A 23,656-nucleotide genomic window follows, 5' to 3' on the forward strand; every position below is an offset into this window, starting at 1 on the left:
CGCCCCTCGCGACGTCAGTCGCGGGCGGCGGAGGTGTGCTCGCGCTCCAGGGCGTCCAGCATCGCGTCCTCCTCGTCCTCCCACGTGGGGCCGGAGCGCCGGCGCTGCGGCCGGGGGCGCATGAGCGACTTGAGGTGGGCCGGCATGTCGTCGGCCATCTCGAGCTGGCGGACGACGAGCTCCTCGTCGCCCTCGCCGATGTAGTTGCCGTCCTCGTCGTAGAACCGTGCGAGCCGGCGCTCCATCTCCTGGGCGAACTGGCGGTCCCAGGCGTCGTTGCGGGCCTGCTGCCGGGCGGCGTAGCCCCAGGCCACGAAGAACAGCGCCGCGAACGCGTACCACTGCAACGAGTAGGACAGGTGCGGCCCGGAGTCGATCTCCGGCTCCGGAGCCGGCGCGGGGGCCGCCGCGGGGGCCGGGTCCTCGGCGAAGACCTCGCCGTAGGCCGCCGTCCCGATCGGCCGGTCCCAGCGCTCGCGCAGCTCCTCGAGGTCGATCGAGGCGATCTGGCCCGCGGGGGCGCCGCGGCTGACGGCCGGCTCCCCGGGCTGGAGCCGGGCGGTGACCGTCACCCGGCCGGCGGGCGGGGCCGGCACCTCGTCCGGCATCCCGTTGGCCGCCTCACCCGTGGGGATCCAGCCGCGGTCGAGGACCACGACGTCCCCGTCCTGCGTGCGGAACGGGACGAGCACCTCGTAGCCGACGCGTCCGTCCTGCGGCCTGTTGCGGACCAGCACCTGGTCCTCGGGCAGGTACTCGCCCGTGAGCTCGACGGGGTGCCAGGTGAGGCGCTCGTCGTGGACGGCGAACTGCTCGGCGGCGGCCGCACCGGTCAGGGGCTCGGCGCGGTAGTTCTGCGTGATCTTGGCGTTCTCGCCGACCAGGTGGTCGTTGCGGTCCATCTGCCAGCCGCCCAGGTACACCGAGACCACGGCGGCGGCGCAGGCGAGAAGGAAGAAGCCGAGCCACTTGCCGCTGAGCAGGAAACGGTAGTCGTTCATCCCCGGGGCTCCTGCGCGGGGCCGGCGTCGGCGAGGGGGACGGTGTCCTTCCAGAAGCCGCGCGCGCCGAGGAACTGCTCGAGGTCGCCGCGGTGATCGGGGCACGCCAGCCACGTCTTGCGGCGCTCCGGGGCGTGGATGCGCGGGTTGTTCCAGCGGATCTGCCACGCGGCGTCCGCGCGGCAACCCTTGCGGGAGCACTGCGGGGTGTCGGGCCCGGCCGGGGGAGCGTCGGCGCCTCGCGGGGACAGCGATCCGAGCAGGTCGAACTCCACGGCGGTCGTGCTCCTCAGGGTCTTCGGCGGGTCCCGGTACGGCCCGCGGCGGGCTCAGGCCGCTCCGCGGCGCCGGGTGGTGTCGTCCTCGACAGTAGCGGAGTAAGCCGGGTCCCCGCTGGGAGCGGTCGTGCTCCCGCGGCCGTCCGGGACGGGGTCGTCCTCGCGGTGCCCGGCGACGAACTCGCCCTCGAGCACGAAGTCGATCGCCAGGGGCGGGGCCGGGGGCGGCGGCTCGGGGGCGGCGGCCAGCGCCGGCGCGGAGGGCGGCTCGTAGTACTGGCTCGTCCGGGCGGAGCGGTCGTTGCTGTTGGCCAGCAGCACCGCCATCCACGGCAGCACGGCCACGCCCAGGATCGCGACGCCGCGCACCCAGATGTTGTCGACCGCGACGAACACGATGAGGCACACGATGCGCAGGCCCATCTGGATGCTGTAGACCTTCATCCGGTGGCCCATGTCCTGGGTGTGCGGCTCCGCGGTGGCGGTGATGGAGTGGACGTCGTCCTGGCCGGCGGCCTCGCCGGCCGTGAGATAGCGCTTGCTCATGGTCCTCCCAACAGACGATCAAGTATCTCACCGGGGTCCGACATCGAGAAGGCGGTCCGCCGGGGACTACCGGCCGGTCGCCCGCGGCGACCGGTACGATTGGGGGGATTTCCGCGCGGACCGGCGCCGACCGGCGTGCCGCGGGCCCGCCACCCACGACCGAAAGGCCCCCTTCCCATGGCAGACGAGCAGCGCAGCCCGGCCCCCCGCACCGTCCTCGTGACCGGCGGCAACCGCGGGATCGGACGGGCCATCGCCCAGGCGTTCCAGGACGCCGGGGACAACGTGGCCGTGACCTACCGCTCCGGGGAGGCGCCCGAGGGCTTCTTCGCGGTGCAGGCCGACGTCACCGACTCCGCGTCGATCGACGCCGCGTACAAGGCCGTCGAGGCCGAGTTCGGCCCGGTCGAGGTGGTCGTGGCCAACGCCGGGATCACCCGGGACACCCTCCTGCTGCGGATGAAGGAGCAGGACTTCCAGGACGTCGTGGACACCAACCTCACCGGCGCGTTCCGCGTGGTGCAGCGCGCCGCCAAGGGGTTCATGCGCCTCAAGCGCGGGCGCGTGGTCCTCATCTCCTCCGTGGTCGGGCTCTACGGCTCGCCCGGGCAGGTCAACTACGCCGCGTCCAAGGCCGGCCTGGTCGGCATCGCCCGGTCGATCACCCGGGAGCTGGGCGGGCGCAACGTGACCGCCAACGTCGTCGCCCCCGGGTTCATCAACACGGAGATGACCGCGGCGCTGCCGGAGGACACCCAGACGAACTACCTCGCCTCGATCCCGGCCGGCCGGTTCGCCGAGCCGGAGGAGGTCGCCGCCGTGGTGCGCTGGATCGCCTCCGACGAGGCGAAGTACATCTCCGGCGCCGTCATCCCCGTGGACGGCGGCCTCGGCATGGGCCACTGAGCCCCGCCGCCCCCTGATCCCCGCACGTTCCACCGAAGGAGCACCATGAGTTCACTTGCAGGCAAGACCGCCGTCGTCACCGGGTCCTCGCGCGGCGTCGGCGCCGACACCGCGAAGCTGCTGGCCGCCGAGGGCGCCAACGTGGTCGTCAACTACCGGCAGAAGGCGCCCCGGGCCAACAAGGTCGTCAAGGAGATCGAGGCGGCCGGCGGGAAGGCCGTCGCCGTCCAGGCGGACATGACCGACCCCGAGGACGTCCGCAACCTGTTCTCCCGCGCCGTGGAGGCCTTCGGCGGGGTGGACGTGCTCGTGCTCAACGCCTCCGGGGGCATGGAGACGGACCTGGGGGAGGACTACGCGCTCAAGCTCAACCGGGACGCCCAGAACGACACCCTCAGCGCGGCCCTGGAGCACCTGCCCGAGGGCGGGCGCGTGGTCTTCGTGACCAGCCACCAGGCGCACTTCATCAACGACGTCGAGACGATGCCGGAGTACGTGGAGGTCGCCAGGTCCAAGCGCGCCGGTGAGGACGCCCTCACCGCCCGCATCCCCGAGCTGACCGGCAAGGGCATCACGTTCGTGGTGGTCTCCGGCGACATGATCGAGGGCACCGTGACCGCGACCCTGCTCAACCGGGCCCGTCCGGGGGCGCTCGAGGAGCGCCGCGAGGCCGCCGGCAAGCTCTACTCCGTGCAGGAGTTCGCCGAGGAGATCGCCCGCATGGTCACCGCGGACGTCCCCACCGGGCACGTCGAGCTCGTCGGCGGCGCCGACGACTTCCTGGCGAAGGCCGGTCGCCGCTAGGCCCACGGCCCCCGACGACGGCGGGGCGGGCGCCCTCCCGGGTGACCGCCCCGCCGCCGTCCCTGCCGCCACCGGAGCCCGCGGCGGCGTGAAACCGTCCGCAATGTGACGCCGTCCGCCCTCCGGGGGTGCTAATCATGGACTCCACGGCACGAGGCCGATCGCGCCTCGGCCAGGAGCACCTCCGCGCGGTGCGGAGCCGAGCGAGGAGCCACCATGACCCCACAGCCCACCGGACGCCTCGACCCCGGCGGTCACCTCGTCCTCACCCGCACGTTCCGCGCCCCCGTCGAGGAGGTCTGGGCCGCGGTGACGGACCCCGCCCGGCTGGCCCGGTGGTACGGGACGTGGAGCGGTGACCCGGCCACCGGGCGCGTCGAGGTGCTGCTGACGGTCGAGGACCTGGACGAGCCCGAGCCCCTGCTGATCCGCCGCTGCGACCCGCCCCGGCACCTGGCGCTCACCCTGGGCACGGCGGCCGACGCCTGGCGCGTGGACCTCGACCTCCAGGACGAGAACGGCACCACCGTCCTGCGGCTCACCCACCGGTACCCGGACCCCGACGAGGTGGAGTCGGTCGGGTCCGGCTGGGAGTACTACCTGGACCGGCTCGTGGCCGCCGAGACCGGCGGGGACCCGGACGCCGTCGACTTCGCCCGGGACTACCACCCCGCGATGTCCGGGCACTACCGGCCGCTCGCCGAGCAGCTCCGGGCCCGGGACTGATCCCCGCCGGACGGGTCTCACCCGGGGTGGGGGCTCGCGATCTGGATGAGGTTGCCGCAGGTGTCGTCGAGCACCGCGGTGGTGTACGGGCCCGAGACCGTGGGCTCCTGGACGAAGTGCACGCCGCGCTCGCGCAGCCGCTCGTACTCCGCCCGCACGTCCTTGACCCCGAAGCTCGTGAAAGGGATGCCGTCGGCCACGAGCGCGGCCTTGAACGGCCCCACGGCGGGGTGCTCGGAGGGCTCGAGCACCAGCTCGACGCCCTCGGGCGCCTGGGGCGAGACCAGGGTGAGCCAGCGGGCGCCGCCGGCGGGGACGTCGTGCTTGACCATGAAGCCGAGCTTGCCGGTGTAGAACAGCAGCGCCTGCTGCTGGTCGTCGACGAAGACGCTGGTGTGGGTGATGCGCATGGGACGCTCCTTCTCGGGTCGGGCGGCGCGGGGCGCGTCAGGAGCCGGCGTCGCCGACGCTGAACATCCAGTGGATGCCGAACCGGTCGGTGCACATCCCGAACAGACCGCCCCAGGGGGCCTCCTCGAGCGGCATCGTGACGGTCCCGCCCGCGCCCAGTGCCTCCCACCAGCCGCGCATCACGGACTCGTCGTCCCCGCTCACGGAGACCGAGACGTTCTCGCCGACGGCCAGGTCCATGCTGTTCGGGGTGTCGGCGGCCATCAGGACCATGCCGGTCCCGGTGGTGAGCATCGAGTGCATCACCTTGTCCTGCTCCGCGGGGTCGTCGCTGGCCCCGTACTCGCTGAACCGGCTGACCGACAGCTCCCCGCCGAACACCGAGCGGTAGAAGGTCATCGCCTCCTCTGCCGTGTCCCGGAACGAGAAGTAGGGATTGAGCAGCATGGGCATGGCCGGGCCTTCCGCGTCGATCGGTCGATGCTCCCATCATGACGCCGTCCGCGGCGCGGGGGAAGCAACCCTGGGAAGCCGCCGGAGGGGTGCGTAACCTGGTGCGCATGAGCAGAACGCAGTACTACGTGGCGGCCAGCGCCGACGGGTACATCGCCGACCGGGAGAACCACCTCGACTGGTTGCTGCAGTACGGCTTCGAGGCCTACCAGGAGCACTACGACGCGTTCCTGGCCGACGTCGGCGCGCTCGCGATGGGCGCGAGCACGTACGAGTTCGTCCTCGACCAGGGGAACTGGGCCTACGGCGACCTGCCGGTCTGGGTCTTCACCCACCGCGAGCTGCCGCGGCCGGCGGGGGCGAACCCGACCTTCGTCAGCGGACCGGTCGCGCTGCACGCCGAGGCCCTGGTGACCGCCGCGGGCGAGCGGAACCTGTGGGTGGTGGGCGGCGGGAAGCTCGCGGCCCAGTTCGCGGACGCCGGTCTGCTCGACGAGCTGTGGCTGACCTACATGCCGATCGTGCTGGGCGGAGGCCATCCCGTCCTCCCGACCGCGGCGGCGCGCGACCTGCGGCTCCAGCGCACCACCCACTTCGAGGGCGGCGCCGTGGAGCTGCGCTACGTACTGGAGGGCCCGGACCGGCAGGTGTGGCCGGAGTAGCCGCTCTGCGCCGGGCCCGGCGCCCGGGCCGGGGCCGCCGTGCGCGGCAGCCCGTACCAGGCCGCGGCGTTGTCGTGCAGCACGGCCGCCGCGGCGTCGGCGCCCAGGGCCTCGACGACCAGCGCGACGTCCGCGTCCCGGAACGGGCGCTCCGCCCGGGTGCTCGGCAGATCGGTGCCGAAGAGCAGGGCGGTCGGGTCCACGGCGTGGATCCGGCGCAGCGCGTCCGGCACGTCCAGGTCGACGCGCCCGAACCCCGTGGCCTTGACCTTCACGCCCTGCCCGACGAGCTCGAGCAGCCGCGGCAGACCCGCCGCGCTCATGCCCAGGTGGTCGACGCCGGCCCGCGGCAGGCGCCGCAGCACGGGCGCGAGGTGCTCCAGCGCGGCGGCGTCCGCGTAGAACTCGGCGTGCCACCCGGCGAGGTCGTGCACCCGCCGGGCGAGGCGCTCGATCCCGGCGGGGTCCGCGTCGGCGCCGCGGCGGAGGGTGAAGCGCACCGCCCGCACCCCGGCCCCGTGGAGCTCGCGCACCTGCTCGTCCGCGATGGTGGGCGGCAGCTGGGTCACGCCGACGAAGCCCGGGCCGAGCTGCGCCAGGGCCGCCCGCAGCCACCCCTGGGCGTGGCCCTGGAAGGAGCCGCTCACCACGACCCCGCCCGCCACGCCCAGCCCCCGGACCCTCCGCCGGTAGTCCTCGACCGTGAAGCTCGGCGGCAGGTACCCCTGGTTCGGCACCAGCGGGAACCGCGGGTCGACCACGTGCAGATGGGCGTCGACCATGCGGTCATTGTGCCCCGGGCCGGGGTCCGTGCGCGCGGTCGCCGGACCGGTCCGGCGGCGCGACCGGGGTGGCGTCCACCGTCGTTGCTTCCGCACACCTACACTGCATGCCTGTGACCACCATCGTCCTGCCCCCCGACCACGTGCTCCAGGCCGCCGAGGAGGCGCTCGACCGGGCCCGGCGCAGCTACGCCCGGAAGCTGCTGCGCCTGGTGGCCGCCGAGCTGGCGCGCCGGCACCCCGACGCGGTGCGCCTGGACGTGCTCAGCCACGACGGTGACCAGGAGTTCTTCGTCGACGCCCTGCGCGACGCCGAGGGCGACTACGTCTGGGGTGACCCGGGGCGGGTCGTGGTGGTGCGCGAGACGGCTGACGACGAGCTCGGCGGCACCGTCACGGTCGCCGCACGGGACGTGCGCGAGCTCGTGGGCCGCGCCCTGGACGCCTACGACGGACCGCTGGAGCGGCTGCTGCACCACGACGAGCGGAGCGGCACCTACTGGCTGGACCTGACCGTGCCCTGACCGGTGCCTTGGCGGCCCGGCCGGGCCGCGGCGACCGTGCCCGGACGGTGCGGATCACTCCTCGTAGGGGGGCCACAGACTGACCCCCAGCCGCACCTCGAGGCGGGCGATCGTGTACCCGTCCGGCCAGACGTGCCCGTCCAGGATCCGGGACAGCGCCGTGTGGTCCACACCGGTGAGCGCCCCGAGCTCCCGCAGCGTCCGGGACCCCGCGGCCGCCCGTAAATTCAGCGCGAACAGCCTCGCCCGCTCCGCCACCGGGTCGCCGCAGATCTCGTCCGGCCAGGAGAGACACTGGTCCTGTGGTTCCGGTCGCACCCTGCTCGCCATGGCGGGCAGTCTAGGGACCGGCCCTGAGCATGAACCTGGGATCAGGAGGCCGCGGGCCCGTAGCGGTGCTCCGGGCGGCCCGTGCTCCCGTAGCGGAGCTGGATCTCGACCGACCCGTCCTCGGCCAGTGCGGAGAGGTAGCGCTGGGCGGTGGCCCGGGAGATGCCGACCTTCCGGGCGATCTCCGCGGCCGAGAGGGGCACCCCGGCCTCCAGGGCCGCCAGGACCGAGCCCTCCGTCGCGGACCGGGTGCGCTCGCCGGGGGAGGCGGTCTCGCCCGGGTGCAGGGCGTGCAGGGCGCGGTCCACGGTCTCCTGCGTCAGCGCGTCCCGGTCGGTGAGCAGCCGGCGGTACCGGGCGTAGGCCCGCAGGGTGCGCGCCAGCCGCTCGTTCGGGAACGGCTTGATGAGGTAGGCGAGCGCGCCGCGGCGGACGGCGGTCCGCACGGAGGCCGGGTCGGCCGCCGCGGTGAGCATGATGACGTCCACGTCGAGGGCCCGCAGCAGGTCCAGGCCGAGTGCGTCGGGCAGGTAGACGTCCAGCAGCACGAGGTCGGGCTGGTGGGCGTGGACGGTGCGCATCGCCTGCTCGGCGGTGCCCACGGGGGTCAGGGCCGTGAAGCCCGGCACGGCGTTGACGAAGCCGGCGTGCAGCCGTCCCACGTGGAAGTCGTCGTCGACCACGAGGACCACCAGGTCGTCGCTCATCCTGCACCTCCTGATCTGCCGGCGGACCGTTCGCCGCCGACGTCGGCCCCGGGCCCGGGGTCGCGGACCACGGTACCGGGCAGGCGGGCGCAGAAGACGGCTCCCGGCCCGCCGGGGCGTCCGGGATCGGCCACCCACACCTCCCCGCCGCGCCGGCGGGCCAGCTCCCGGCTCAGGGACAGGCCGAAGCCCTGGCCGTGGACGTCGGGCAGCACGGCGAACGGCGCTGCGCCCTCGTCCCCGGATCCGCCGGCGGGAACGGCGGTGGACCAGCCCTGGGCGAAGATCGGCTCGGGGTCCGCCACGGGGAGCCCGTCGCCGGAGTCGGCCACGACGAGGTGCAGGGTGCCCTCCCCGCCGGTCCAGTCGTCGAGCAGCTCGACCTCGACCCATCGGTCTCCCGCCGCGCCCTGGACGGCGGCGCGGACGGCGTTGTCCACGAGGCTGCCGATCACGGTGGTGACGTCCTGCGGGTCCGTGATGCGGCCGCGGACGAGGGTGTCGGCGCCGATGCGCAGGCTCACGCCGCGCTCGGCGGCCTCGACGCTCTTGGCCCCCAGGAAGGCCTGCAGGTAGGGGTCGCGCAGCAGCTGGGCCCCCTCGGCGGGGTAGCTGAGGGGGCCGGTCTCGGTCACCTCGGCCACGTACCGGCGGGCCTCCTCGGCGTCGCCGATCGCGAGCAGCCCCGCGATGGTGTGCAGGCGGTTGGCGAACTCGTGGCGCTGGGCGCGCAGGGCGGTGCTGAGGGCGCCGACGGCGTCGAGCTGGCGGGTCAGGGACTGCAGCTCGGTGCGGTCCCGGATCAGGACCACCCAGCCCAGCGGGGGCAGGCCCGGGCGGTCGGGCCGGACGGCGCGGGCGGAGAGGATCAGCACGTGCCGGCCGACGACCTGCTCCACGGCCGGGGACGCGGGGGTCGCCGCGGCGAGCAGCGCCGCGAAGGACGCCGGCAGGCCCGCCTCGGCCAGCGGGGTCCCCACGAGCCGGGCGGGCTCCGTCACGCCCAGCAGCCGTCCCGCCTCGGCGTTGACCACGGTGATGCGGTGCTCGGGGGAGATGCCGATGACGCCTTCGTCGACCCCGCGCAGCACCGCCTCCTGGTCCTGGGCGAGCGTGGCGATCTCCTCGGGCTCCAGGCCGAGGGTGAGGCGCTTGAGCCGGCGCGCGATCGCCGCGGAGGCGGCCGCGCCGAGGCCGAGGGCGCCCACGGCGGTGGCGGCCACGGGGGTGATGTCCTCCCGCAGGGTGGCGAGCATGTCCGTGCGGGAGATCCCCACGCTCACGGCGCCCACCACGGCGTCGTCCGTTCCCGGGGCGTACACCGGGACCTTGGCCCGGGCGGAGCGCCCCAGGGTGCCGCGCTCCTGGCTCGTGACCTCCCGCCCGGCCAGGGCCTCGGTGGGGTCCGTGCTGACGGGCCGGCCCAGCTGCTCGGGATTGGGGTGGGAGAGCCGCAGCCCGGTGTCGTCGGTGATCACCACGAAGAGGGACTCCGTGCGGTCGCGGACCTCCTCCGCGGCGGTCTGCAGGGCGCCCCCGGACAGCACCTCCGGGTCGAGGTCCGCGGGACCGGCGTCGAGCAGGTCCGCCACGCCCGCGCGGACGTCGTCGTCGGCGGCCACCGACCGGGCGATGGACAGCGCCTGGCCCTCGGCGTCGCGGCCCAGCCGCTCGTAGGTCAGCCAGGCGTAGACGCCCCCGCACAGGGCGACGACGAGGGTCACCACGGCGAGGTGCAGCAGCATCATCCGGGCCAGGAAGCCGGGGCGCTGCCGGGGCGCACCGGGTGCCGTCACTGTCTCTCCTCGGGGCCGGGCGCGGTCTCGTGCTCGAGGGCCGCGCGTGCTGCATCCCACTCTACGACCCGGGTCGGCCGCCGGGAGCGGGGTCCCGGCGGGGGCGGGGGATCAGAGGTCGGCGAAGAACCGGACCGCGTCGAGGTTCGGCAGGTTGACCTGGGCGTCGGCGGCCGCGCGCAGGGCGGGCTTGGCGTTGTAGGCCACGCCGAGCCCGGCGGCCGTGAGCATGTCGAGGTCGTTGGCGCCGTCGCCCACGGCGATGACGTCCTCGGGGGCGACGTCGAGCTCCTCGGCCCAGGTCCGCAGGCACCGCTCCTTGACGGTGCGGTCCACGACCTCGCCGAGCACCCTGCCGGTGAGCGTGCCGTCGACGACCTCGAGGGTGTTGGCCGCGTGCCGGGTGAGCCGCAGCTGCTCGGCGAGCGGGGTGAGGACGCCCAGGAAGCCGCCGGAGACCGCCGCCACGGCGTGCCCCTCCCGCAGGAAGGCCTTGACGAGCACGTCCGCGCCGGGGGAGAGCCGGACCGCGGCCAGGACCTCGTCGAGCACGGACGCGGGCAGCCCGGCGAGGGTCTCGACGCGCGCGAGCAGGGACTCGGCGAAGTCCAGCTCCCCGAGCATGGCCGCCCGGGTCACGGCGGCGACCTCGGCCTCGCGCCCCGCGTGGGCGGCGAGCATGTCCACCACCTCCTGCTGGATGAGCGTGGAGTCGACGTCCATGATGAGCAGCTTCTTGCGCCCGGGATCGAAGAGGGTGGTCGGCACCACGTTGACGTCCACGCCCGGCAGCATCTGGGTCAGCGGGTCGGGGCGCAGGGCGGCGAGCAGGGCGGTCGCGTCGGAGCCGTGCACGAGCGCGGTGAAGGCGTTGTAGCCGGGGACCTCCGAGTCCGGCCCGGCCGAACCGGGGCCGGTGACCCGCACCGTGGAGAAGCGCTCGACCTCGGCGCCGGCGTCCTGCACGAGGGTGAGGATGCGCTCACGGGCCTCAGGGTCCGGATTCTGGGCAAACGCGATGACGGCGAGGTCGGTGGTCATGTGCGCCAGCTTATCGGCAGGCGCGGGCAACGGCCGACCGGGGCCCTCACTCGGGGCGGAGCACCGCGACGTCGGAGACGAGTTCGATGTGCTCGGCCATCGCGCGGGCCGCCCGCTCGGGCTCCCGGTCGCGGATGGCGTCCACGATCGTCCGGTGGGACTCCAGGGACCGTTCGGGGCGGCCCTGCTGGCTCAGGGACTCGATGCGGGTCTCCCGCACGAGTCCGGAGATCTCGGTCATCATCCGGGCCAGGACCGAGGAGTGGGCGGCGGCGGTGACCGCGGCGTGGAACAGCTCGTCGCCCTCCAGTCCGCGGCCGCCGCCGGCGATGTCCTGCGCCATGAGCGCCAGGGCGTGCTCGATGGCGGACAGGTCCTCGGGGGTGCGCCGGGCCGCGGCCAGGGCGGCGATCTTGGTCTCCACGGCGCTGCGGGCGTCGACGATGTCCGGCAGCCGATCGGCGTGCTCGCGCAGTCCCCGCAGCACCACGGCGCTGGAGGGCCGGTAGCGCAGCACCGCCCCGCTGCCGTGCTGCACGTCGATCACCCCGAGCACCTCCAGGGCCACCAGGGCCTGGGCGACGGTGGCCCGGGAGACGCCCAGGCTGTCGGCGAGGTCCCGCTCCGGGGGGAGCCGGTCGCCGGTCTCGAGCCGGTCCTGGATGACGTGGTCCAGCAGCCGCTCCACCACCTGCTCGTAGAGCCGAGGGCGTTCCACCCGGTCGATCCTGTTGGGCCCTGCCATGTCCGTCCTCCCCGGTCGCACGGCGCCGGAGCGTCCCGGCGGCGCGGCACCACCCAGTGGCGTCCGGCCCCTATGCTAGCCCAACGATTGACAAGGACCCCTAGTGTCCTATTGGCTAGTCCAAAACTGGCGGTGTGATCCACACCACTGTTCCCGCAGGAGCTCCACCCTCACCGGCGGGACCGTCCTCGTCCGAAGGAAGACCCATGGGCCCAGAAGTGCTCTCCATCATCATCCTGGCCGCGATGTTCGTCGTGGCCACCGTCCTGCCCGTCAACATGGGGGCGCTGGCCTTCGTGGGCGCGTTCGTGCTGGGGGTGTTCGTCCTCGGGATGGACACCGACCAGATCCTCGAGGCGTTCCCCGGCGGGCTGTTCCTCACCATCGTGGGGGTGACCTATCTGTTCGCCATCGCCCAGAAGAACGGCACCGTGGACCTGCTCGTGCAGGCGGCGGTGAAACTGGTGGGCAGCCGGGTCGCGCTGATCCCGTGGATCATGTTCTTCATCACTGCCGTGATCACCGCCGTGGGCGCCCTGTCCCCGGCCGCCGTGGCGATCATCGCCCCGATCGCGCTGAGCTTCGCCGCCAAGTACAAGATCAATCCCCTGATGATGGGCATGATGGTCATCCACGGCGCCCAGGGCGGCGGCTTCTCGCCGATCTCCGTCTACGGAGTGACCGTCAACGGCATCGTCGCCGGGGCCGGCCTGGACGTCAGCCCCACCGCGGTGTTCCTCTCCAGCCTGGTCTTCAACCTGCTGATCGCCGTGGGCCTGTTCGTGACCCTCGGTGGGCGCGGCCTCGTCTCGGCCCGCGCGGAGGACTTCGTGGAGCGGGCCTCCGAGGCCCGCCTGTCCCGCAGCCGGGTCGCCGCCGGGCACGCCGGGGACCGGGACGTGGACTTCAAGGGCTTCGGCTCGGGCATGTACGGTCCCCGTGACCCGGCCGGATCCTCCGAGCCCCCGGTCCGGCGCGAGGGCAGGGACGGACTGCTCCCGCAGGCCGCCACCATCCTGGGCCTGGTCGTACTGGCCGTCGTCGCCCTGGGCTTCGGCGTGGACGTGGGCTTCGCGGCCATCACCGTCGCCGTCGTCCTGGCCCTGGTCTCCCCGAAGGCTCAGAAGGGCGCGGTCAACAAGATCGACTGGTCCACCGTGCTCCTGCTCGGCGGCATGCTCACCTTCGTCGGCGTGCTGCAGGAGGCGGGCACCATCGAGTACGTCTCCAACGGCGTGGCCGGCCTGGGGATGCCGCTGCTGGCGGCGCTGCTGATCTGCTACATCGGCGCCGTCGTCTCCGCCTTCGCCTCTTCGACCGCCATCCTCGCCGCGCTCATCCCCCTGGCCGTGCCCTTCCTGCTCGCGGGCGAGGTCGGGGCCACCGGGCTGATCTGCGCCCTGGCCGTGGCCTCGACCATCGTCGACGTCTCCCCGTTCTCCACCAACGGCGCGCTCGTGCTGGCCAACGCCCCCGCTGACGTGGACCGCGACGTCTTCTACAAGAAGATCCTCGTCTACGCCACCGGCGTGGTCGTCATCGGCCCGCTGCTGGTCTGGGCCGTGATGGTCGCCCCCGGCTGGCTGTAGCCCGCAGCCACGCCCCGCCGATGCCCACCGACCCGATCACGGAGGAACCCGCCATGACCGACATCCAGCCCGCCACCGGCACCCCGCCCCGCACCGACCCCCAGGAGCCCTCGCCGTCCGGCGGCCCCCTGGCCGGCACCCTCGTCGTGGACCTGTCCCGTGCCCTCGCCGGCCCGCACGCGGCCATGATGCTCGCCGACCTGGGCGCGCGGGTCGTCAAGATCGAGAGCCCCGGCACGGGTGACGACACCCGCGGGTGGGGCCCGCCCTTCGTGGGACCCGAGGACGACCCGCAGGCCACGTACTTCCTGTCCTGCAACCGCAACAAGGAGTCCGTGGCCCTGGACCTCAAGTCCGAGGACGGCGGGCAGGTGCTCCGGGCGCTCGTGGAGCGCGCCGACGTCCTGGTGGAGAACTTCCGGCCCGGGGTGCTGGACCGGCTCGGCTTCTCCGTCGAGGAGCTGCACCGCCTGAACCCCCGCCTGGTGGTGCTCTCCATCACCGGCTTCGGCCACGACGGACCGGAGTCCCGGCGCTCCGGCTACGACCAGATCGTCCAGGGCGAGGCCGGGCTCATGTCGCTCACCGGTTCCGGCCCGGACGACCCCCAGCGGGTGGGCGTGCCCATCGCCGACCTGCTGGCCGGGATGAACGGCGCCTACGGCGTGCTGGCCGCCCTCTACGAGCGCGAGCGCACCGGGGCCGGGAAGGTCGTGCGCACCTCCCTGCTGTCCTCGGTGGTCGGGGTGCACGCCTTCCAGGGCACCCGCGCCACCGTGGCCCACGAGGTGCCGCGGGCCCAGGGCAACCACCACCCCTCCATCGCGCCCTACGGCCTGTTCGCCTGCCGCGGCGGGAAGGTGCAGATCAGCGTGGGCAGCGAGAAGCTGTGGCGCACCTTCGCCGGGGCCTTCGGGATCGACCCCGACCGGCCGGAGTTCGCGACCAACGCCGACCGCGTCCGCAACCGACCGGCCGTGATCGCCGCCGTCGAGGAGGCCTTCGCCGCGCACGGTCCCGAGGAGCTGCTGGAGCTGCTGGCCGGGATCGGCATCCCGGCCGGGAAGGTCCGGACCCTGGACGAGGTCTACGCCTGGGAACAGGTGCGCTCGCAGGGGCTGGTCGTGGGCGTCGACCACGAGGTCCTCGGTCCCGTCGAGCTGCCCGGACCCGCGGTGCGGTTCTTCGCCCCCGGCGACACGGACGAGACGACACGGCGGGACCACGCCGCCCCGCCCGTGCTCGACCAGCACGGTGCCTCCGTCCGCGACTGGCTCGCGGGCACCGCGACCGGGGCCGGCCCCACCGGGAACACCACCGACCCGAAGACGGAGGCCCTCCGATGACCGCTCAGCCCCTCCCCGAGATGTCCACCGGCGCCCTGGAGGTCCGGCGGGAAGGACCCGTGGCCTGGGTGGTCCTCGACCGCCCCGACCGGCGCAACGCGCTGTCCCCGGCGATGTGGGCGGCCCTGCCCGGCGTGCTGGAGAAGCTGGACGCCGACCCCGGCGTGCGGGTGATCGGGCTGCGCGGGGCGGGCGGGGTGTTCTCCGCCGGGGCCGACATCGCCGAGGTGTTCGAGTGCCTGGGGGAGCCCGGCACCGGGCTGCCCCGCGGCGGGCTGCTCACCGAGGCCGAGGCGGCCCTGGCCGCGGTGCACAAGCCCACCGTGGCGGCCCTGGAGGGGTACTGCATGGGCGGGGCCTGGATGCTGGCCGGCGCCTGCGACCTGCGCATCGCCACGGCCTCCCTGCGCATCGGACTGACCCCGGCCCGGATCGGCATCGTGTTCCCGGCCTCCGGGATCCAGCGTCTGGTCCGCCTGGTGGGCCCCGGCACGGCCTCCTACCTGCTGCTCACCGGCGACACCGTCACCGCCGCCGACGCCGAGCGGTGGGGCATGCTCACCCGCGTGGTGGAGGACGCCGGCTTCGAGTCGGCCCTGGAGCAGGTGGTCACGGACCTGGCGGGGCGGTCCCAGCTCTCCGTGCAGGCCCACAAGCACCTGATCGCGCTCGCCTCCCCGGACGAGGGCGAGGCGGCCGGGTTCGGCGCCGACGAGATCTCCGAGGCCCTGTTCCGGGAAGTCCTCGACGGACCCGACGCCCGCATCGGGCAGCGGGCGTTCCTGGCCAAGGAGACGCCCCGCTTCCGCTGGGCCGGGGAGGACTTCTGGGCCGCCCGCTCCGGCGCCGCCGGGAGGGGCAGGGAGCACCGCGCGTCGATCATCCGTGGGCGGTGGCCGCGCCGCTCCGCCCGTCCCTGACGGGGTGCGTGCCGCACCGGCACGCCGGTGCGGCGCTCCGCGTGTCCTAGAGTGGCGGGTATGAGTGCTGTGGTGGAGATGGTGGACGTCAGCGTGGTCCGCGGACAGAAGACCCTGCTGGATTCCGTGGACTGGGTCGTCAACGAGGGCGAGCGCTGGGTCATCCTCGGCCCCAACGGCGCCGGCAAGACCACCCTGCTGTCCATCGCGGCCGCCCGCCTGCACCCCTCCCGGGGCATGGTCGACATCCTGGACGAGATCCTCGGCGCGGTGGACGTGTTCGAGCTGCGCCCCCGCATCGGGCTGACCTCCGCCGTGCTCGCCACCCAGATCCCCGACGCCGAGTCCGTGCGCAACTGCGTGGTCACCGCCGCGTACGGGGTGACGGGGCGGTGGATCGAGAGCTACGACGACGCCGACGAGGCCCAGGCGCAGGAGCTCATGGCCGCGTGGGGGATCGAGCACCTGGCGGAGCGCCGCTTCGGCTCGCTCTCGGAGGGGGAGCGAAAGCGCGTCCTGATCGCCCGCGCCCTGATGACCGACCCCGAGCTGCTGCTGCTCGACGAGCCCGCCGCCGGCCTGGACGTGGGCGGGCGGGAGGACCTGGTGGCCCGGCTGGACGAGCTGGCCCGCGACGGGGCGTCCCCGGCGATCGTCATGGTCACCCACCACCTCGAAGAGGTGCCCGACGCCTTCACCCACGCGCTGCTGCTGCGCGAGGGCCGGGTGGTGGCCGCGGGCCCCGTCCGCACCGTCATGACGCAGAAGAACCTCTCCGAGACCTTCGGCCTCCCGCTGAAGCTGGTGAAGGTCGGCAACCGCTTCGCCGCGTTCGGCCGGTCCTGACCCGACGTGGTGCCCGACACGCTCGCAGCCCTCGCCGCGGACTTCCCGTTCGAGTGGTGGCAGGCCGCCCTCATCCTGCTCGCCGGCGTCGCCGCCGGACTGATCAACACCATCGTCGGCTCGGGCACCCTCGTCACCTTCCCCGTGCTCGTGACCATGGGCGTCCCGCCCGTGACCGCGTCCATGTCCAACGCGATGGGCCTGATCGCCGGCAACCTCACCGGCGCCTGGAACTACCGCCACGAGCTCGCGGGCGTGGAACGGACCCTGCTCAAGCTCATCCCCTGCTCCGCGCTCGGCGGGGTGATCGGCGCGTGGCTGCTGCTGCACCTGCCCGAGGAGGTCTTCGGCTACGCCGCGCCGGGGCTGATCGTCGTCGCCCTCCTGTTCGTGGTCTTCCAGCCGCGGCTCCAGGCTCTGGTGCGCCGGCGCAAGGACGAGCAGGCCGAGGCCGCCGCCGCGGCGGCCCGGGCCCGGGGGGAGACCCCCCGCACCCTCGACCCGGACCGGGCCCCGCAGCCCGCGTCCCTGTACGTCCTGGTGTTCCTGGCCGGGATCTACGGCGGGTACTTCGTGGCCGCCCAGGGCGTGCTGCTGCTCGGCATCCTGGGCGTCTTCCTGCTCGCCTCGCTGCAGGCCGCCAACGCCGTCAAGGTGGTGCTGGTGGCGGCGGTGAACATCGTCGCCGCCGTGTCCTACATCCTCTTCGCGTTCGACCGGATCAACTGGTGGGTGGTGCTGCTCATCGCCCTCAGCTCCACGGTGGGCGCCTGGGCGGGGGCCAAGATCGGCCGCCGGCTCTCCCCGGTCCTGCTGCGCACCGTGATCGTGGTGCTCGGCGTCGTGGCCCTCGTGAGCCTCGTGTCCCAGCTGCTCTGAGACCGGCCGGGCCCCGGACGGGCTCCGGCTACCATTCGGGGCGGACCCCCTCCGCGGCCCCGACCCCGCCCGCCTCGAACCCCGACCCCGAAGAGACCCCCGTGACCGACCTCCCCCAGATGATCCGCCTCGACAGCGCCGACGACCCCCGGGTGGCCGACTACGCCCGCCTGACCGACGTCCGGCTGCGGCGCAAGCTCGAGCCCGAGCGCGGCATGTACGTCGCCGAGTCCTCCAAGGTGCTCCGCCGGGCGCTCGCGGCCGGGCACACCCCTCGGTCCTTCTTCATGGCGGAGAAGTGGCTGGAGGACCTCGCGGACGTCCTCGCCGAGCACCCGGACGTGCCCCTGTACGTCGGCCCGGACGAGGTGCTCGAGCAGATCACCGGCTTCCACCTGCACCGCGGGGCGATCGCGGCCATGCAGCGCCCGGAGCCGGTGGAGCTGGAGCGGCTCCTGGCGTCGTCGCACCGGGTGGCGGTCCTCGAGGACATCGTCGACCACACCAACGTGGGGGCGATCTTCCGTTCGGCCGCCGCGCTGGACGTCGACGCCGTGCTCGTCACCCCGCGCTGCGCCGATCCCCTGTACCGGCGCTCCATCCGGGTCTCCATGGGCACCGTGTTCCAGGTCCCGTGGACCCGGCTGCAGCACTGGACGGCCGACCTGCAGCGGATCAAGGACGCGGGCTTCACCACTGCGGCGCTCGCCCTGAGCGACGACTCGATCACCCTCCAGGAGCTGTCGGCGCGCCGCGACGAGCGCCTGGCCCTGGTCCTCGGCACCGAGGGGGACGGGCTGAGCGCCGCCGCCGTCCACCACGCGGACCTCACCGTGCGGATCCCGATGTCCCACGGCGTGGACTCCCTCAACGTCGCCGCCGCCTCGGCCGTGGCCTTCTGGGAGACCCGGCCCTGCCGCTGACGCCCCGCCCCATAACGATTGCTGACCCAGTTCACCCTCACCTGGAGACTTAGCATTCGAAAAGGCGGATCATGGGAGCACCCGCTCGAGCCCACCGGGGCCCGAGGGGTCTTGGAGAAGGTGCATCATGAAGAAAGTCATCTCATGGCTGGCGGCACTCGTGCTGGCCATGGGGCTGGGGCTCATCGTCCCCGGCAGCGCGAACGCCGCGGCCCCGTACTGCGGCATCACGTGGGGATCGGGGGCCAAGGCCCGCAGCGGTGAGGCGACCACGCCCCGCTACCCCCACGTCACGGACGTCCGGGCGGGGCAGCACCGCTGCTTCGACCGGATGGTGATCGACCTCGACGGCAGGCTGCGGGGCTACGACGTGCGCTACGCCCGGTTCACGGGCATCGGCTCCGGCGACCCCATCCCCCTGCGGGGGACCGACCTGGTGATCACGGCCAACGCCCCCGCCTACGACGGCAGGGGCAGGCCCACCTACGAGTTCGACGACCGGCGGGAGCTCGTGGACGTCGCCGGCTACCGCACGTTCCGCCAGGTCGCGTGGGGCGGCAGCTACGAGGCCCGGACATCGGTCGGCCTCGGCGTGCGCGCGCGGCTGCCGTTCCGGGTGTTCGTCCTCGACGGGCCGGGCCGGGGGTCGCGGCTCGTCGTGGACGTCGCCCACCGGTGGTGAGGCGCCGCGGCCGGGGCAGCGGCGCGGGGGGGAACGGCAAGCACCGGGCCCCCCCGCGCCGCGGGACGGCGGGTGAATTTCCACCGGCGATCCGGTACGCTGGACCGCTGGTGCCCGATGCCCCCGCCCTTCCCGGACCGCGCGGACGGACGACGACGGCGCACCGCCCACCGAGCGAAACCGTGGCTGGCAAAATCCAGGCACCGACGACAAAGGTTTGAACCCCATGAAGACTGACATCCACCCGGACTACCACCCGGTCCTCTTCCGCGACCTGGCCTCCGGCAAGACGATCCTGACCCGTTCCACCGCCACCTCGAAGAAGACCGAGACGTGGGAGGACGGCAACGAGTACCCGATCATCGAGGTCGAGATCTCCTCGGAGTCCCACCCGTTCTACACCGGCAAGCAGCGCATCATGGACTCCGCCGGCCGCGTGGAGCGCTTCAACGCCCGCTTCAAGAACTTCGGCAAGTCCAGCAGCTGATCTCCGTCCCGCTCGCGGGGCCCCGCACGATCGCCCGCAGGCCCGGACCGCACCGGTCCGGGCCTGCGCCGTGCCCGCGGTCCCCGGCGTAGGCTGACCCGGGACCACCGGCACGGACGAGGGAAGGACACGGATGGCGCAGGAGCGACGGCACGGGGAGTACAAGGTGCTGGGCGGCAAGCTCGTGGTCGCGGACCTGGACGTGGTCGACGGGCGGCTGGCCGACGTCTCCGTGAACGGCGACTTCTTCCTCGAGCCCGACGAGGCCCTCGAGGACATCAACGCGGCGCTCACCGGGCTCAGCGAGCAGGCCTCCCCGCAGGAGATCGTCGCGGCGGTCGAGGCGGCCCTCGCGCCCGACGTCGTGCTGTTCGGCTTCTCCCCGCAGGCGATCGCCACCGCGGTCCGCCGGGCCCTGGCCCACGCCACGACGTGGGACGACCACGCGTGGGAGGTCATCCCGCCCACCGTCCGCCCCACCCTGGAGAACCTCGCGCTCGACGAGGTCCTCGCCCGCGAGGTGGGCGCGGGCCGGCGCCCGCCCGCCCTGCGCCTGTGGGACTGGGAGGAGCCGTCCGTGGTGATCGGGTCCTTCCAGTCCCTGCGCAACGAGGTGGACGCCGAGGGCGCCCGGCGGCACGGCGTCTCCGTGGTGCGCCGCGTCTCCGGGGGCGGGGCCATGTTCATGGAGGCGGGCAACTGCATCACCTACTCGCTGTACCTGCCGCAGACGCTCGTGGACGGGCTCAGCTTCTCGGAGTCCTACCCGTTCCTCGACCAGTGGGTCATGCAGGCGTTCCAGGAGATGGGCCTGGAGGCGTTCTACGTCCCGCTCAACGACATCGCCACCGAGCACGGCAAGATCGGCGGAGCGGCGCAGAAGCGCTTCGCGGGCGGCGGGATGGTCCACCACGTGACCATGAGCTACGACATCGACGCGCAGAAGATGACCGAGGTCCTGCGGATCGGCAAGGAGAAGCTCTCCGACAAGGGGCACCGCTCGGCGAAGAAGCGCGTGGACCCGCTGCGCCGGCAGACCGGCATGGCCCGCGCCGACGTCGTGGGCAAGCTCGTGGAGGTCTTCGCGGGCCGCTACGGCGCCGCGGAGGGCACCGTCCGGGACGCCGAGATCGCCGCCGCCCGCGAGCTCGTGCGCACCAAGTTCGCCACCTCGGAGTGGATCGCCCGGGTGCCCTGACCCGCCCGTGGCCCTTCTCCGCCCCCGGCTCTCCCAGCGACCTCCGGGCGACCTCCGAGCAGCGGCGGCCTAGCATGGGCGCACCGACCGGGGCAGGTGCCGCGACCGGCGTCCGCCCGACCCACCGAACGGGGAGCCTCTGATGACCGTCCACGACCGCGAATCCGCCCGCGACGCCGACCGTGGTGCCGAGCGCGCGGCGGCCGCCCCGCGCCGCCGCCCGGTCCGGCGCGTGCTGCTGGTGCTCCTGGGTCTCGTGCTGGTCGTCGCCCTGGTGGCCGCCGCGTTCGTCTGGAACCTGGGACGGACCTTCGACGCCCGCAAGCAGGTCGTGGACGACGCGTTCCCCGCCGAGAGCGGGCGCCCCGCCGCGGGCTCCGCCCAGGACCGGGGCACCACCGTGCTGCTGCTTGGCGCCGACAGCCAGCCCGGCGGGCGGGCGGACGTGGGCGTCGAGGGGGTGCGGGCGGACACCATCATGCTGGTGCACCTCCCCGAGGACGGCGGCGAGGCCTATGTCATCTCCGTGCTGCGGGACACGTGGGTTCCGATCCCCGGGGTGGGGGAGGCGAAGATCAACGCCGCCCTCGATCTCGGCGGCGTCCCGCTGATGGTCGGGACGGTCGAGGACCTCTTCGGCACCCGGATCGACCAGGTCGCCGAGGTGGACTTCGCCGGCTTCCAGGCCCTCACCGACGCCCTCGGCGGCGTGACCGTCGACGTGCCCCAGGACTTCGTGTCCAACGAGGGCATGACCTTCGAGCAGGGCCCCGAGCACATGGACGGGGAACGGGCGCTCGAGTTCGTCCGGGAGCGCAAGGCCTTCGAGGACGGGGACTTCCAGCGGGTGGAGAACCAGCGCAACTACGTCCAGTCCGCTCTCGAGCGGCTGCTCGGCCCGCAGACGCTGCTCAACCCGGTCCGGCTGCACACCGTGGTCAGCGACTTCTCGCCCTACCTGACGGTGAGCGAGGGGCTCGACGCGGCGTGGATCGCCGGGCTCGCCCCCGACCTGGCCGGTCTCTCCGCCGGGGACCTGCGGATGACCACGGCCCCCGATCAGGGCCTCGGCGTGTCCCCGGACGGGCAGTCCGTGGTCCTGCCCGACCTCGAGGCGATGGCGGGCATCGGCACGGCCGTCGCGGCGGACGATCTGGGCCCATATCTTGCTACGCTGAACCCTGACGATCAGTAGTTCCCCACCGGCCCCCGACCCGGCGAGAAACATCTTCCCCCGCCCGCAGCACGCCCCGTGATCGACCGGGACGGCCCCTCTTGACCCCCCGCGAGAAGGCCATGCCGCACACTCCCCGCCCCTTCAGTCCGGACGACGAGCCCGAGGCCTTCTGGCTGCCCGCGGCCCGGCTTCTCCCCGCCGCCGCGGCGCGACCCGCCGCCCGCGCCCTGCTGCGCAGTCCCTGGCCCGAGGCCGGGGCCGCCGTGGTCCGCGCCCTGGGCCCGGACCCGCGCGCGGAGCGGCAGCTCGAGCACCGGCTCGGCCGGGCCCGCCGCCGGCGTCCCGCGCCGGGCGCGGCCCGGCGCCTCGCCGAGGCCGCCCTGTCCGCGGGCCGCGTGGCCGAGGCGGACCGGTTCCTCGCGCTGGTGCCGCCCGGCACCAGCGACCTCGCCGGCACGCGGGCCCGCCGCCACCGTTACGTCGGCCGGATCTCGGAGGCCGTGGTCGAGCTCCGGCGCGCCGTGGCCGCCGGGCGAGCCACGCCGGGGGAGCGCCGCCGGCTGCTCCACTACGAGGACGACCTGCGGCTGCTCTCCGGCTGGCGTCCCGCGCTCACCCCGGTGGTCGGCTACCGGCCGGAGGCCGCCTCCGTGCTGCACGTGCTGGCCGAGGCCCCGCCGCGCGCCCTGGGCCGCCGCGCGCCGCGCCACCACTCCCTGCTGTCCGCGACCGTGGCCCAGGGCTGGACCGTGACCGCGGTGACCCGCCCCGGTCCCGTGCCCGCCGACGGCCGGTCGCACGGGCCGGCGCCCGAGGTGCTCGACGGCGTCTCCTACCACTGGATCCTGCCCGCCCGCAGCGCGCTGCTGCCCACGGCACGACTGCAGCAGGAGGCGCAGGCCCTGCTCGAACTGGCCCTGCGCGCCCGGCCCGCCGTGCTGCACACGACGAGCCGTCCCGGCAACGGCCTCGTGACCCGCGCGGTGGCCGAGGCCCTGGGCATCCCGTGGGTGTACGAGGTGCGCGAGCTGCCGGCCGACCGGTGGGCGGCCTCCCGTCCCGCCGAGGCCGTCACGAGCGAGCGCCACCGGCTCGACTGCGCCCGGGAGGCCGAGGTCCTGGCCGCCGCGGCCGACGTGGTGACCACGAGCCGTGCGATGGGCGAGCGGGTGCGGGCGCTGACGCGGGCCCTGCCGGCCGGCCCGGTCCCGGTCCGCGTGGCGCCCCCCGCCGTGGACGGCCCCTACCTGGCGGATCCCCGTCCCCTGCGGGAGGCGCGCCGGGTGCTCGGGCTGCCGGAGACGGCCCGGGTGGTGGGCGCGGTCGCGGACCTGGTGGAGCACGAGGGCCTCGACGACCTCCTGCGCGCCGCGGCCCTCGTGCGCGCCGACGTGCCGGAGCTGCTCGTGGTGGTCGTGGGCGCGGGCCCGGCGCGGCGGGAGCTCGAGCGCCTGGCCGCGGAGCTCGGCCTGGGCGACCGGGTCCGCTTCACGGGGCGGGTCCCGGACGAGCAGGTCGTGCAGTACCACCAGGCGTTCGACGTGTTCGTGGTCGCCCGCAAGGACCGCCCGGTCACCCGGGCCGCGGCCCCGACCGAGTCCGTCGAGGCCCTGGCCACCGGGACCCCCGTGGTCGCCTCGCGGCTGCCGGTGCTCGCCGAGACCGTGGCCGACGGCATCACCGGGATGCTCACCCCGCCGGAGGAGCCCGAGACCCTCGCCACGGTCCTGCGGATGATGCTCGAGTGCCCCGCCGTGCGCCGCTGCCTCGGCGGCGAGGGCCGGCGCCGGGTCCTGCCGGGACGGACGTGGCACGGCGTGGCCGCGGCGGCCGCGGAGGCCTACGACCACGTCACCGGGCGCGCCGGGACCGAGGAGGAGGCCTCGGCCTGAGCGCG

Annotated in this window: 27 protein-coding genes; 16 read left to right on the forward strand and 11 right to left on the reverse strand. The window is 74.1% G+C overall.

Features of this window, described 5'->3' with window-relative positions; all coding sequences use genetic code 11:
* Positions 1-14 precede the first annotated feature (14 nt).
* From ACZ2G1_RS02150 to ACZ2G1_RS02160, 3 genes are read right to left on the reverse strand one after another with little or no spacing between them, the layout of a single operon-like run.
* Positions 15-1,001, reverse strand: a complete 987-nt coding sequence (locus ACZ2G1_RS02150; protein ID WP_126346334.1) for an SURF1 family cytochrome oxidase biogenesis protein — start codon at positions 999-1,001, stop codon at positions 15-17.
* Complete coding sequence (locus ACZ2G1_RS02155) at positions 998-1,276, reverse strand: hypothetical protein (RefSeq protein WP_126350125.1); 279 nt, start codon at positions 1,274-1,276, stop codon at positions 998-1,000. The genes ACZ2G1_RS02150 and ACZ2G1_RS02155 overlap by 4 nt, the downstream gene beginning before the upstream one ends.
* 54 nt (positions 1,277-1,330) lie before the next feature.
* On the reverse strand, positions 1,331-1,825 hold the full coding sequence (locus tag ACZ2G1_RS02160; RefSeq protein ID WP_470377412.1) for a DUF3099 domain-containing protein: 495 nt from the start codon (positions 1,823-1,825) through the stop codon (positions 1,331-1,333).
* A 177-nt stretch (positions 1,826-2,002) separates the two neighbouring features.
* Here ACZ2G1_RS02160 and ACZ2G1_RS02165 point away from each other — a divergent pair, with 177 nt between their 5' ends.
* The 3 genes from ACZ2G1_RS02165 (at position 2,003) to ACZ2G1_RS02175 (ending at position 4,261) form a co-directional block, all read left to right on the forward strand.
* Positions 2,003-2,731: a beta-ketoacyl-ACP reductase gene (locus ACZ2G1_RS02165; protein ID WP_470377413.1), complete on the forward strand. Its 729-nt coding sequence runs from the start codon at positions 2,003-2,005 to the stop codon at positions 2,729-2,731.
* Positions 2,732-2,776: 45 nt separating this feature from the next.
* On the forward strand, positions 2,777-3,535 hold the full coding sequence (locus ACZ2G1_RS02170) for an SDR family oxidoreductase (RefSeq protein WP_470377414.1): 759 nt from the start codon (positions 2,777-2,779) through the stop codon (positions 3,533-3,535).
* Positions 3,536-3,751: 216 nt separating this feature from the next.
* On the forward strand, positions 3,752-4,261 hold the full coding sequence (locus ACZ2G1_RS02175) for an SRPBCC family protein (RefSeq protein ID WP_470377415.1): 510 nt from the start codon (positions 3,752-3,754) through the stop codon (positions 4,259-4,261).
* A gap of 17 nt (positions 4,262-4,278) precedes the next feature.
* On the opposite strand, the gene ACZ2G1_RS02180 is transcribed toward ACZ2G1_RS02175, so the two are convergent.
* Both ACZ2G1_RS02180 and ACZ2G1_RS02185 read right to left on the reverse strand, forming a co-directional pair.
* On the reverse strand, positions 4,279-4,671 hold the full coding sequence (locus ACZ2G1_RS02180; RefSeq protein ID WP_017834359.1) for a VOC family protein: 393 nt from the start codon (positions 4,669-4,671) through the stop codon (positions 4,279-4,281).
* Between the two features lie 37 nt (positions 4,672-4,708).
* The gene (locus tag ACZ2G1_RS02185) at positions 4,709-5,125 is read right to left on the reverse strand and encodes a VOC family protein (RefSeq protein ID WP_035923955.1); all 417 of its coding nucleotides are present in this window, start codon (positions 5,123-5,125) and stop codon (positions 4,709-4,711) included.
* 107 nt (positions 5,126-5,232) lie between these two features.
* Here ACZ2G1_RS02185 and ACZ2G1_RS02190 point away from each other — a divergent pair, with 107 nt between their 5' ends.
* Positions 5,233-5,787: a dihydrofolate reductase family protein gene (locus tag ACZ2G1_RS02190; protein ID WP_470377416.1), complete on the forward strand. Its 555-nt coding sequence runs from the start codon at positions 5,233-5,235 to the stop codon at positions 5,785-5,787.
* On the opposite strand, the gene ACZ2G1_RS02195 is transcribed toward ACZ2G1_RS02190, so the two are convergent.
* Entirely contained in the window at positions 5,745-6,569 is an 825-nt protein-coding gene (locus ACZ2G1_RS02195) for an amidohydrolase family protein (protein ID WP_470377417.1), read from the reverse strand. The two genes, ACZ2G1_RS02190 and ACZ2G1_RS02195, sit on opposite strands and share 43 nt — an antisense overlap.
* Positions 6,570-6,682: 113 nt before the next feature.
* On the opposite strand from ACZ2G1_RS02195, the gene ACZ2G1_RS02200 reads away from it, so the two are divergent.
* Positions 6,683-7,093, forward strand: a complete 411-nt coding sequence (locus ACZ2G1_RS02200) for a hypothetical protein (RefSeq protein ID WP_470377418.1) — start codon at positions 6,683-6,685, stop codon at positions 7,091-7,093.
* 54 nt (positions 7,094-7,147) lie between these two features.
* Here ACZ2G1_RS02200 and ACZ2G1_RS02205 read toward each other — a convergent pair whose 3' ends face one another.
* The 5 genes from ACZ2G1_RS02205 to ACZ2G1_RS02225 form a co-directional block, all read right to left on the reverse strand.
* Positions 7,148-7,423 carry a helix-turn-helix domain-containing protein gene (locus ACZ2G1_RS02205; RefSeq protein WP_095651514.1) on the reverse strand — a complete coding sequence of 92 codons (276 nt, stop codon included), beginning with the start codon at positions 7,421-7,423 and terminating at the stop codon, positions 7,148-7,150.
* A 41-nt stretch (positions 7,424-7,464) separates the two neighbouring features.
* Positions 7,465-8,130, reverse strand: coding sequence for a response regulator (locus ACZ2G1_RS02210; protein ID WP_017834353.1), 666 nt, complete (start codon positions 8,128-8,130; stop codon positions 7,465-7,467).
* The gene (locus ACZ2G1_RS02215) at positions 8,127-9,926 is read right to left on the reverse strand and encodes a sensor histidine kinase (RefSeq protein ID WP_470377419.1); all 1,800 of its coding nucleotides are present in this window, start codon (positions 9,924-9,926) and stop codon (positions 8,127-8,129) included. Before ACZ2G1_RS02215 ends, ACZ2G1_RS02210 begins: the two co-directional genes overlap by 4 nt.
* A 111-nt stretch (positions 9,927-10,037) precedes the next feature.
* Positions 10,038-10,967: a phosphoserine phosphatase SerB gene (gene serB, locus ACZ2G1_RS02220; protein WP_017834351.1), complete on the reverse strand. Its 930-nt coding sequence runs from the start codon at positions 10,965-10,967 to the stop codon at positions 10,038-10,040.
* Positions 10,968-11,013: 46 nt separating this feature from the next.
* Positions 11,014-11,712: a FadR/GntR family transcriptional regulator gene (locus ACZ2G1_RS02225; protein WP_017834350.1), complete on the reverse strand. Its 699-nt coding sequence runs from the start codon at positions 11,710-11,712 to the stop codon at positions 11,014-11,016.
* Between the two features lie 206 nt (positions 11,713-11,918).
* Between ACZ2G1_RS02225 and ACZ2G1_RS02230 the strand changes: the two genes are divergently transcribed.
* The 11 genes from ACZ2G1_RS02230 (at position 11,919) to ACZ2G1_RS02280 (ending at position 23,651) form a co-directional block, all read left to right on the forward strand.
* Positions 11,919-13,301, forward strand: coding sequence for an SLC13 family permease (locus ACZ2G1_RS02230; protein WP_470377420.1), 1,383 nt, complete (start codon positions 11,919-11,921; stop codon positions 13,299-13,301).
* A 53-nt stretch (positions 13,302-13,354) separates the two neighbouring features.
* A complete protein-coding gene (locus tag ACZ2G1_RS02235; protein WP_229586553.1) occupies positions 13,355-14,647 on the forward strand; it encodes a CaiB/BaiF CoA transferase family protein in 1,293 nt (430 codons plus the stop codon).
* The gene (locus tag ACZ2G1_RS02240; protein WP_052132714.1) at positions 14,644-15,567 is read left to right on the forward strand and encodes an enoyl-CoA hydratase/isomerase family protein; all 924 of its coding nucleotides are present in this window, start codon (positions 14,644-14,646) and stop codon (positions 15,565-15,567) included. The genes ACZ2G1_RS02235 and ACZ2G1_RS02240 overlap by 4 nt, the downstream gene beginning before the upstream one ends.
* Before the next feature lie 60 nt (positions 15,568-15,627).
* Positions 15,628-16,413 carry an ABC transporter ATP-binding protein gene (locus tag ACZ2G1_RS02245; RefSeq protein WP_031283465.1) on the forward strand — a complete coding sequence of 262 codons (786 nt, stop codon included), beginning with the start codon at positions 15,628-15,630 and terminating at the stop codon, positions 16,411-16,413.
* Positions 16,414-16,422: 9 nt separating this feature from the next.
* Positions 16,423-17,292: a sulfite exporter TauE/SafE family protein gene (locus ACZ2G1_RS02250; RefSeq protein WP_051063812.1), complete on the forward strand. Its 870-nt coding sequence runs from the start codon at positions 16,423-16,425 to the stop codon at positions 17,290-17,292.
* A 119-nt stretch (positions 17,293-17,411) separates the two neighbouring features.
* A complete protein-coding gene (locus ACZ2G1_RS02255) occupies positions 17,412-18,215 on the forward strand; it encodes a TrmH family RNA methyltransferase (RefSeq protein WP_470377707.1) in 804 nt (267 codons plus the stop codon).
* A 127-nt stretch (positions 18,216-18,342) separates the two neighbouring features.
* On the forward strand, positions 18,343-18,897 hold the full coding sequence (locus ACZ2G1_RS02260) for an AMIN-like domain-containing (lipo)protein (RefSeq protein ID WP_167508885.1): 555 nt from the start codon (positions 18,343-18,345) through the stop codon (positions 18,895-18,897).
* Positions 18,898-19,123: 226 nt separating this feature from the next.
* Positions 19,124-19,384: a type B 50S ribosomal protein L31 gene (locus ACZ2G1_RS02265; RefSeq protein WP_017834341.1), complete on the forward strand. Its 261-nt coding sequence runs from the start codon at positions 19,124-19,126 to the stop codon at positions 19,382-19,384.
* Between the two features lie 133 nt (positions 19,385-19,517).
* The gene (locus tag ACZ2G1_RS02270; RefSeq protein WP_095651509.1) at positions 19,518-20,582 is read left to right on the forward strand and encodes a lipoate--protein ligase family protein; all 1,065 of its coding nucleotides are present in this window, start codon (positions 19,518-19,520) and stop codon (positions 20,580-20,582) included.
* 142 nt (positions 20,583-20,724) lie between these two features.
* Positions 20,725-21,777, forward strand: a complete 1,053-nt coding sequence (locus tag ACZ2G1_RS02275; protein WP_144836095.1) for an LCP family protein — start codon at positions 20,725-20,727, stop codon at positions 21,775-21,777.
* 101 nt (positions 21,778-21,878) lie between these two features.
* Positions 21,879-23,651, forward strand: a complete 1,773-nt coding sequence (locus ACZ2G1_RS02280) for a glycosyltransferase family 4 protein (protein WP_426119280.1) — start codon at positions 21,879-21,881, stop codon at positions 23,649-23,651.
* Positions 23,652-23,656: the final 5 nt, after the last annotated feature.

It is taken from the genome of Kocuria sp. KKT182, from assembly GCF_055635395.1.

Excerpts from the sequence above, each read along its gene's own strand:
- ACZ2G1_RS02150 (WP_126346334.1), bottom strand. The coding sequence starts at position 1,001 with ATGAACGACTACCGTTTCCTGCTCAGCGGCAAGTGGCTCGGCTTCTTC.
- ACZ2G1_RS02160 (WP_470377412.1), bottom strand. The coding sequence starts at position 1,825 with ATGAGCAAGCGCTATCTCACGGCCGGCGAGGCCGCCGGCCAGGACGAC.
- ACZ2G1_RS02165 (WP_470377413.1), top strand. The coding sequence starts at position 2,003 with ATGGCAGACGAGCAGCGCAGCCCGGCCCCCCGCACCGTCCTCGTGACC.
- ACZ2G1_RS02170 (WP_470377414.1), top strand. The coding sequence starts at position 2,777 with ATGAGTTCACTTGCAGGCAAGACCGCCGTCGTCACCGGGTCCTCGCGC.
- ACZ2G1_RS02175 (WP_470377415.1), top strand. The coding sequence starts at position 3,752 with ATGACCCCACAGCCCACCGGACGCCTCGACCCCGGCGGTCACCTCGTC.
- ACZ2G1_RS02180 (WP_017834359.1), bottom strand. The coding sequence starts at position 4,671 with ATGCGCATCACCCACACCAGCGTCTTCGTCGACGACCAGCAGCAGGCG.
- ACZ2G1_RS02185 (WP_035923955.1), bottom strand. The coding sequence starts at position 5,125 with ATGCCCATGCTGCTCAATCCCTACTTCTCGTTCCGGGACACGGCAGAG.
- ACZ2G1_RS02190 (WP_470377416.1), top strand. The coding sequence starts at position 5,233 with ATGAGCAGAACGCAGTACTACGTGGCGGCCAGCGCCGACGGGTACATC.
- ACZ2G1_RS02195 (WP_470377417.1), bottom strand. The coding sequence starts at position 6,569 with ATGGTCGACGCCCATCTGCACGTGGTCGACCCGCGGTTCCCGCTGGTG.
- ACZ2G1_RS02205 (WP_095651514.1), bottom strand. The coding sequence starts at position 7,423 with ATGGCGAGCAGGGTGCGACCGGAACCACAGGACCAGTGTCTCTCCTGG.
- ACZ2G1_RS02210 (WP_017834353.1), bottom strand. The coding sequence starts at position 8,130 with ATGAGCGACGACCTGGTGGTCCTCGTGGTCGACGACGACTTCCACGTG.
- serB (WP_017834351.1), bottom strand. The coding sequence starts at position 10,967 with ATGACCACCGACCTCGCCGTCATCGCGTTTGCCCAGAATCCGGACCCT.
- ACZ2G1_RS02225 (WP_017834350.1), bottom strand. The coding sequence starts at position 11,712 with ATGGCAGGGCCCAACAGGATCGACCGGGTGGAACGCCCTCGGCTCTAC.
- ACZ2G1_RS02230 (WP_470377420.1), top strand. The coding sequence starts at position 11,919 with ATGGGCCCAGAAGTGCTCTCCATCATCATCCTGGCCGCGATGTTCGTC.
- ACZ2G1_RS02235 (WP_229586553.1), top strand. The coding sequence starts at position 13,355 with ATGACCGACATCCAGCCCGCCACCGGCACCCCGCCCCGCACCGACCCC.
- ACZ2G1_RS02240 (WP_052132714.1), top strand. The coding sequence starts at position 14,644 with ATGACCGCTCAGCCCCTCCCCGAGATGTCCACCGGCGCCCTGGAGGTC.
- ACZ2G1_RS02245 (WP_031283465.1), top strand. The coding sequence starts at position 15,628 with ATGAGTGCTGTGGTGGAGATGGTGGACGTCAGCGTGGTCCGCGGACAG.
- ACZ2G1_RS02255 (WP_470377707.1), top strand. The coding sequence starts at position 17,412 with ATGATCCGCCTCGACAGCGCCGACGACCCCCGGGTGGCCGACTACGCC.
- ACZ2G1_RS02260 (WP_167508885.1), top strand. The coding sequence starts at position 18,343 with ATGAAGAAAGTCATCTCATGGCTGGCGGCACTCGTGCTGGCCATGGGG.
- ACZ2G1_RS02265 (WP_017834341.1), top strand. The coding sequence starts at position 19,124 with ATGAAGACTGACATCCACCCGGACTACCACCCGGTCCTCTTCCGCGAC.
- ACZ2G1_RS02270 (WP_095651509.1), top strand. The coding sequence starts at position 19,518 with ATGGCGCAGGAGCGACGGCACGGGGAGTACAAGGTGCTGGGCGGCAAG.
- ACZ2G1_RS02275 (WP_144836095.1), top strand. The coding sequence starts at position 20,725 with ATGACCGTCCACGACCGCGAATCCGCCCGCGACGCCGACCGTGGTGCC.
- ACZ2G1_RS02280 (WP_426119280.1), top strand. The coding sequence starts at position 21,879 with ATGCCGCACACTCCCCGCCCCTTCAGTCCGGACGACGAGCCCGAGGCC.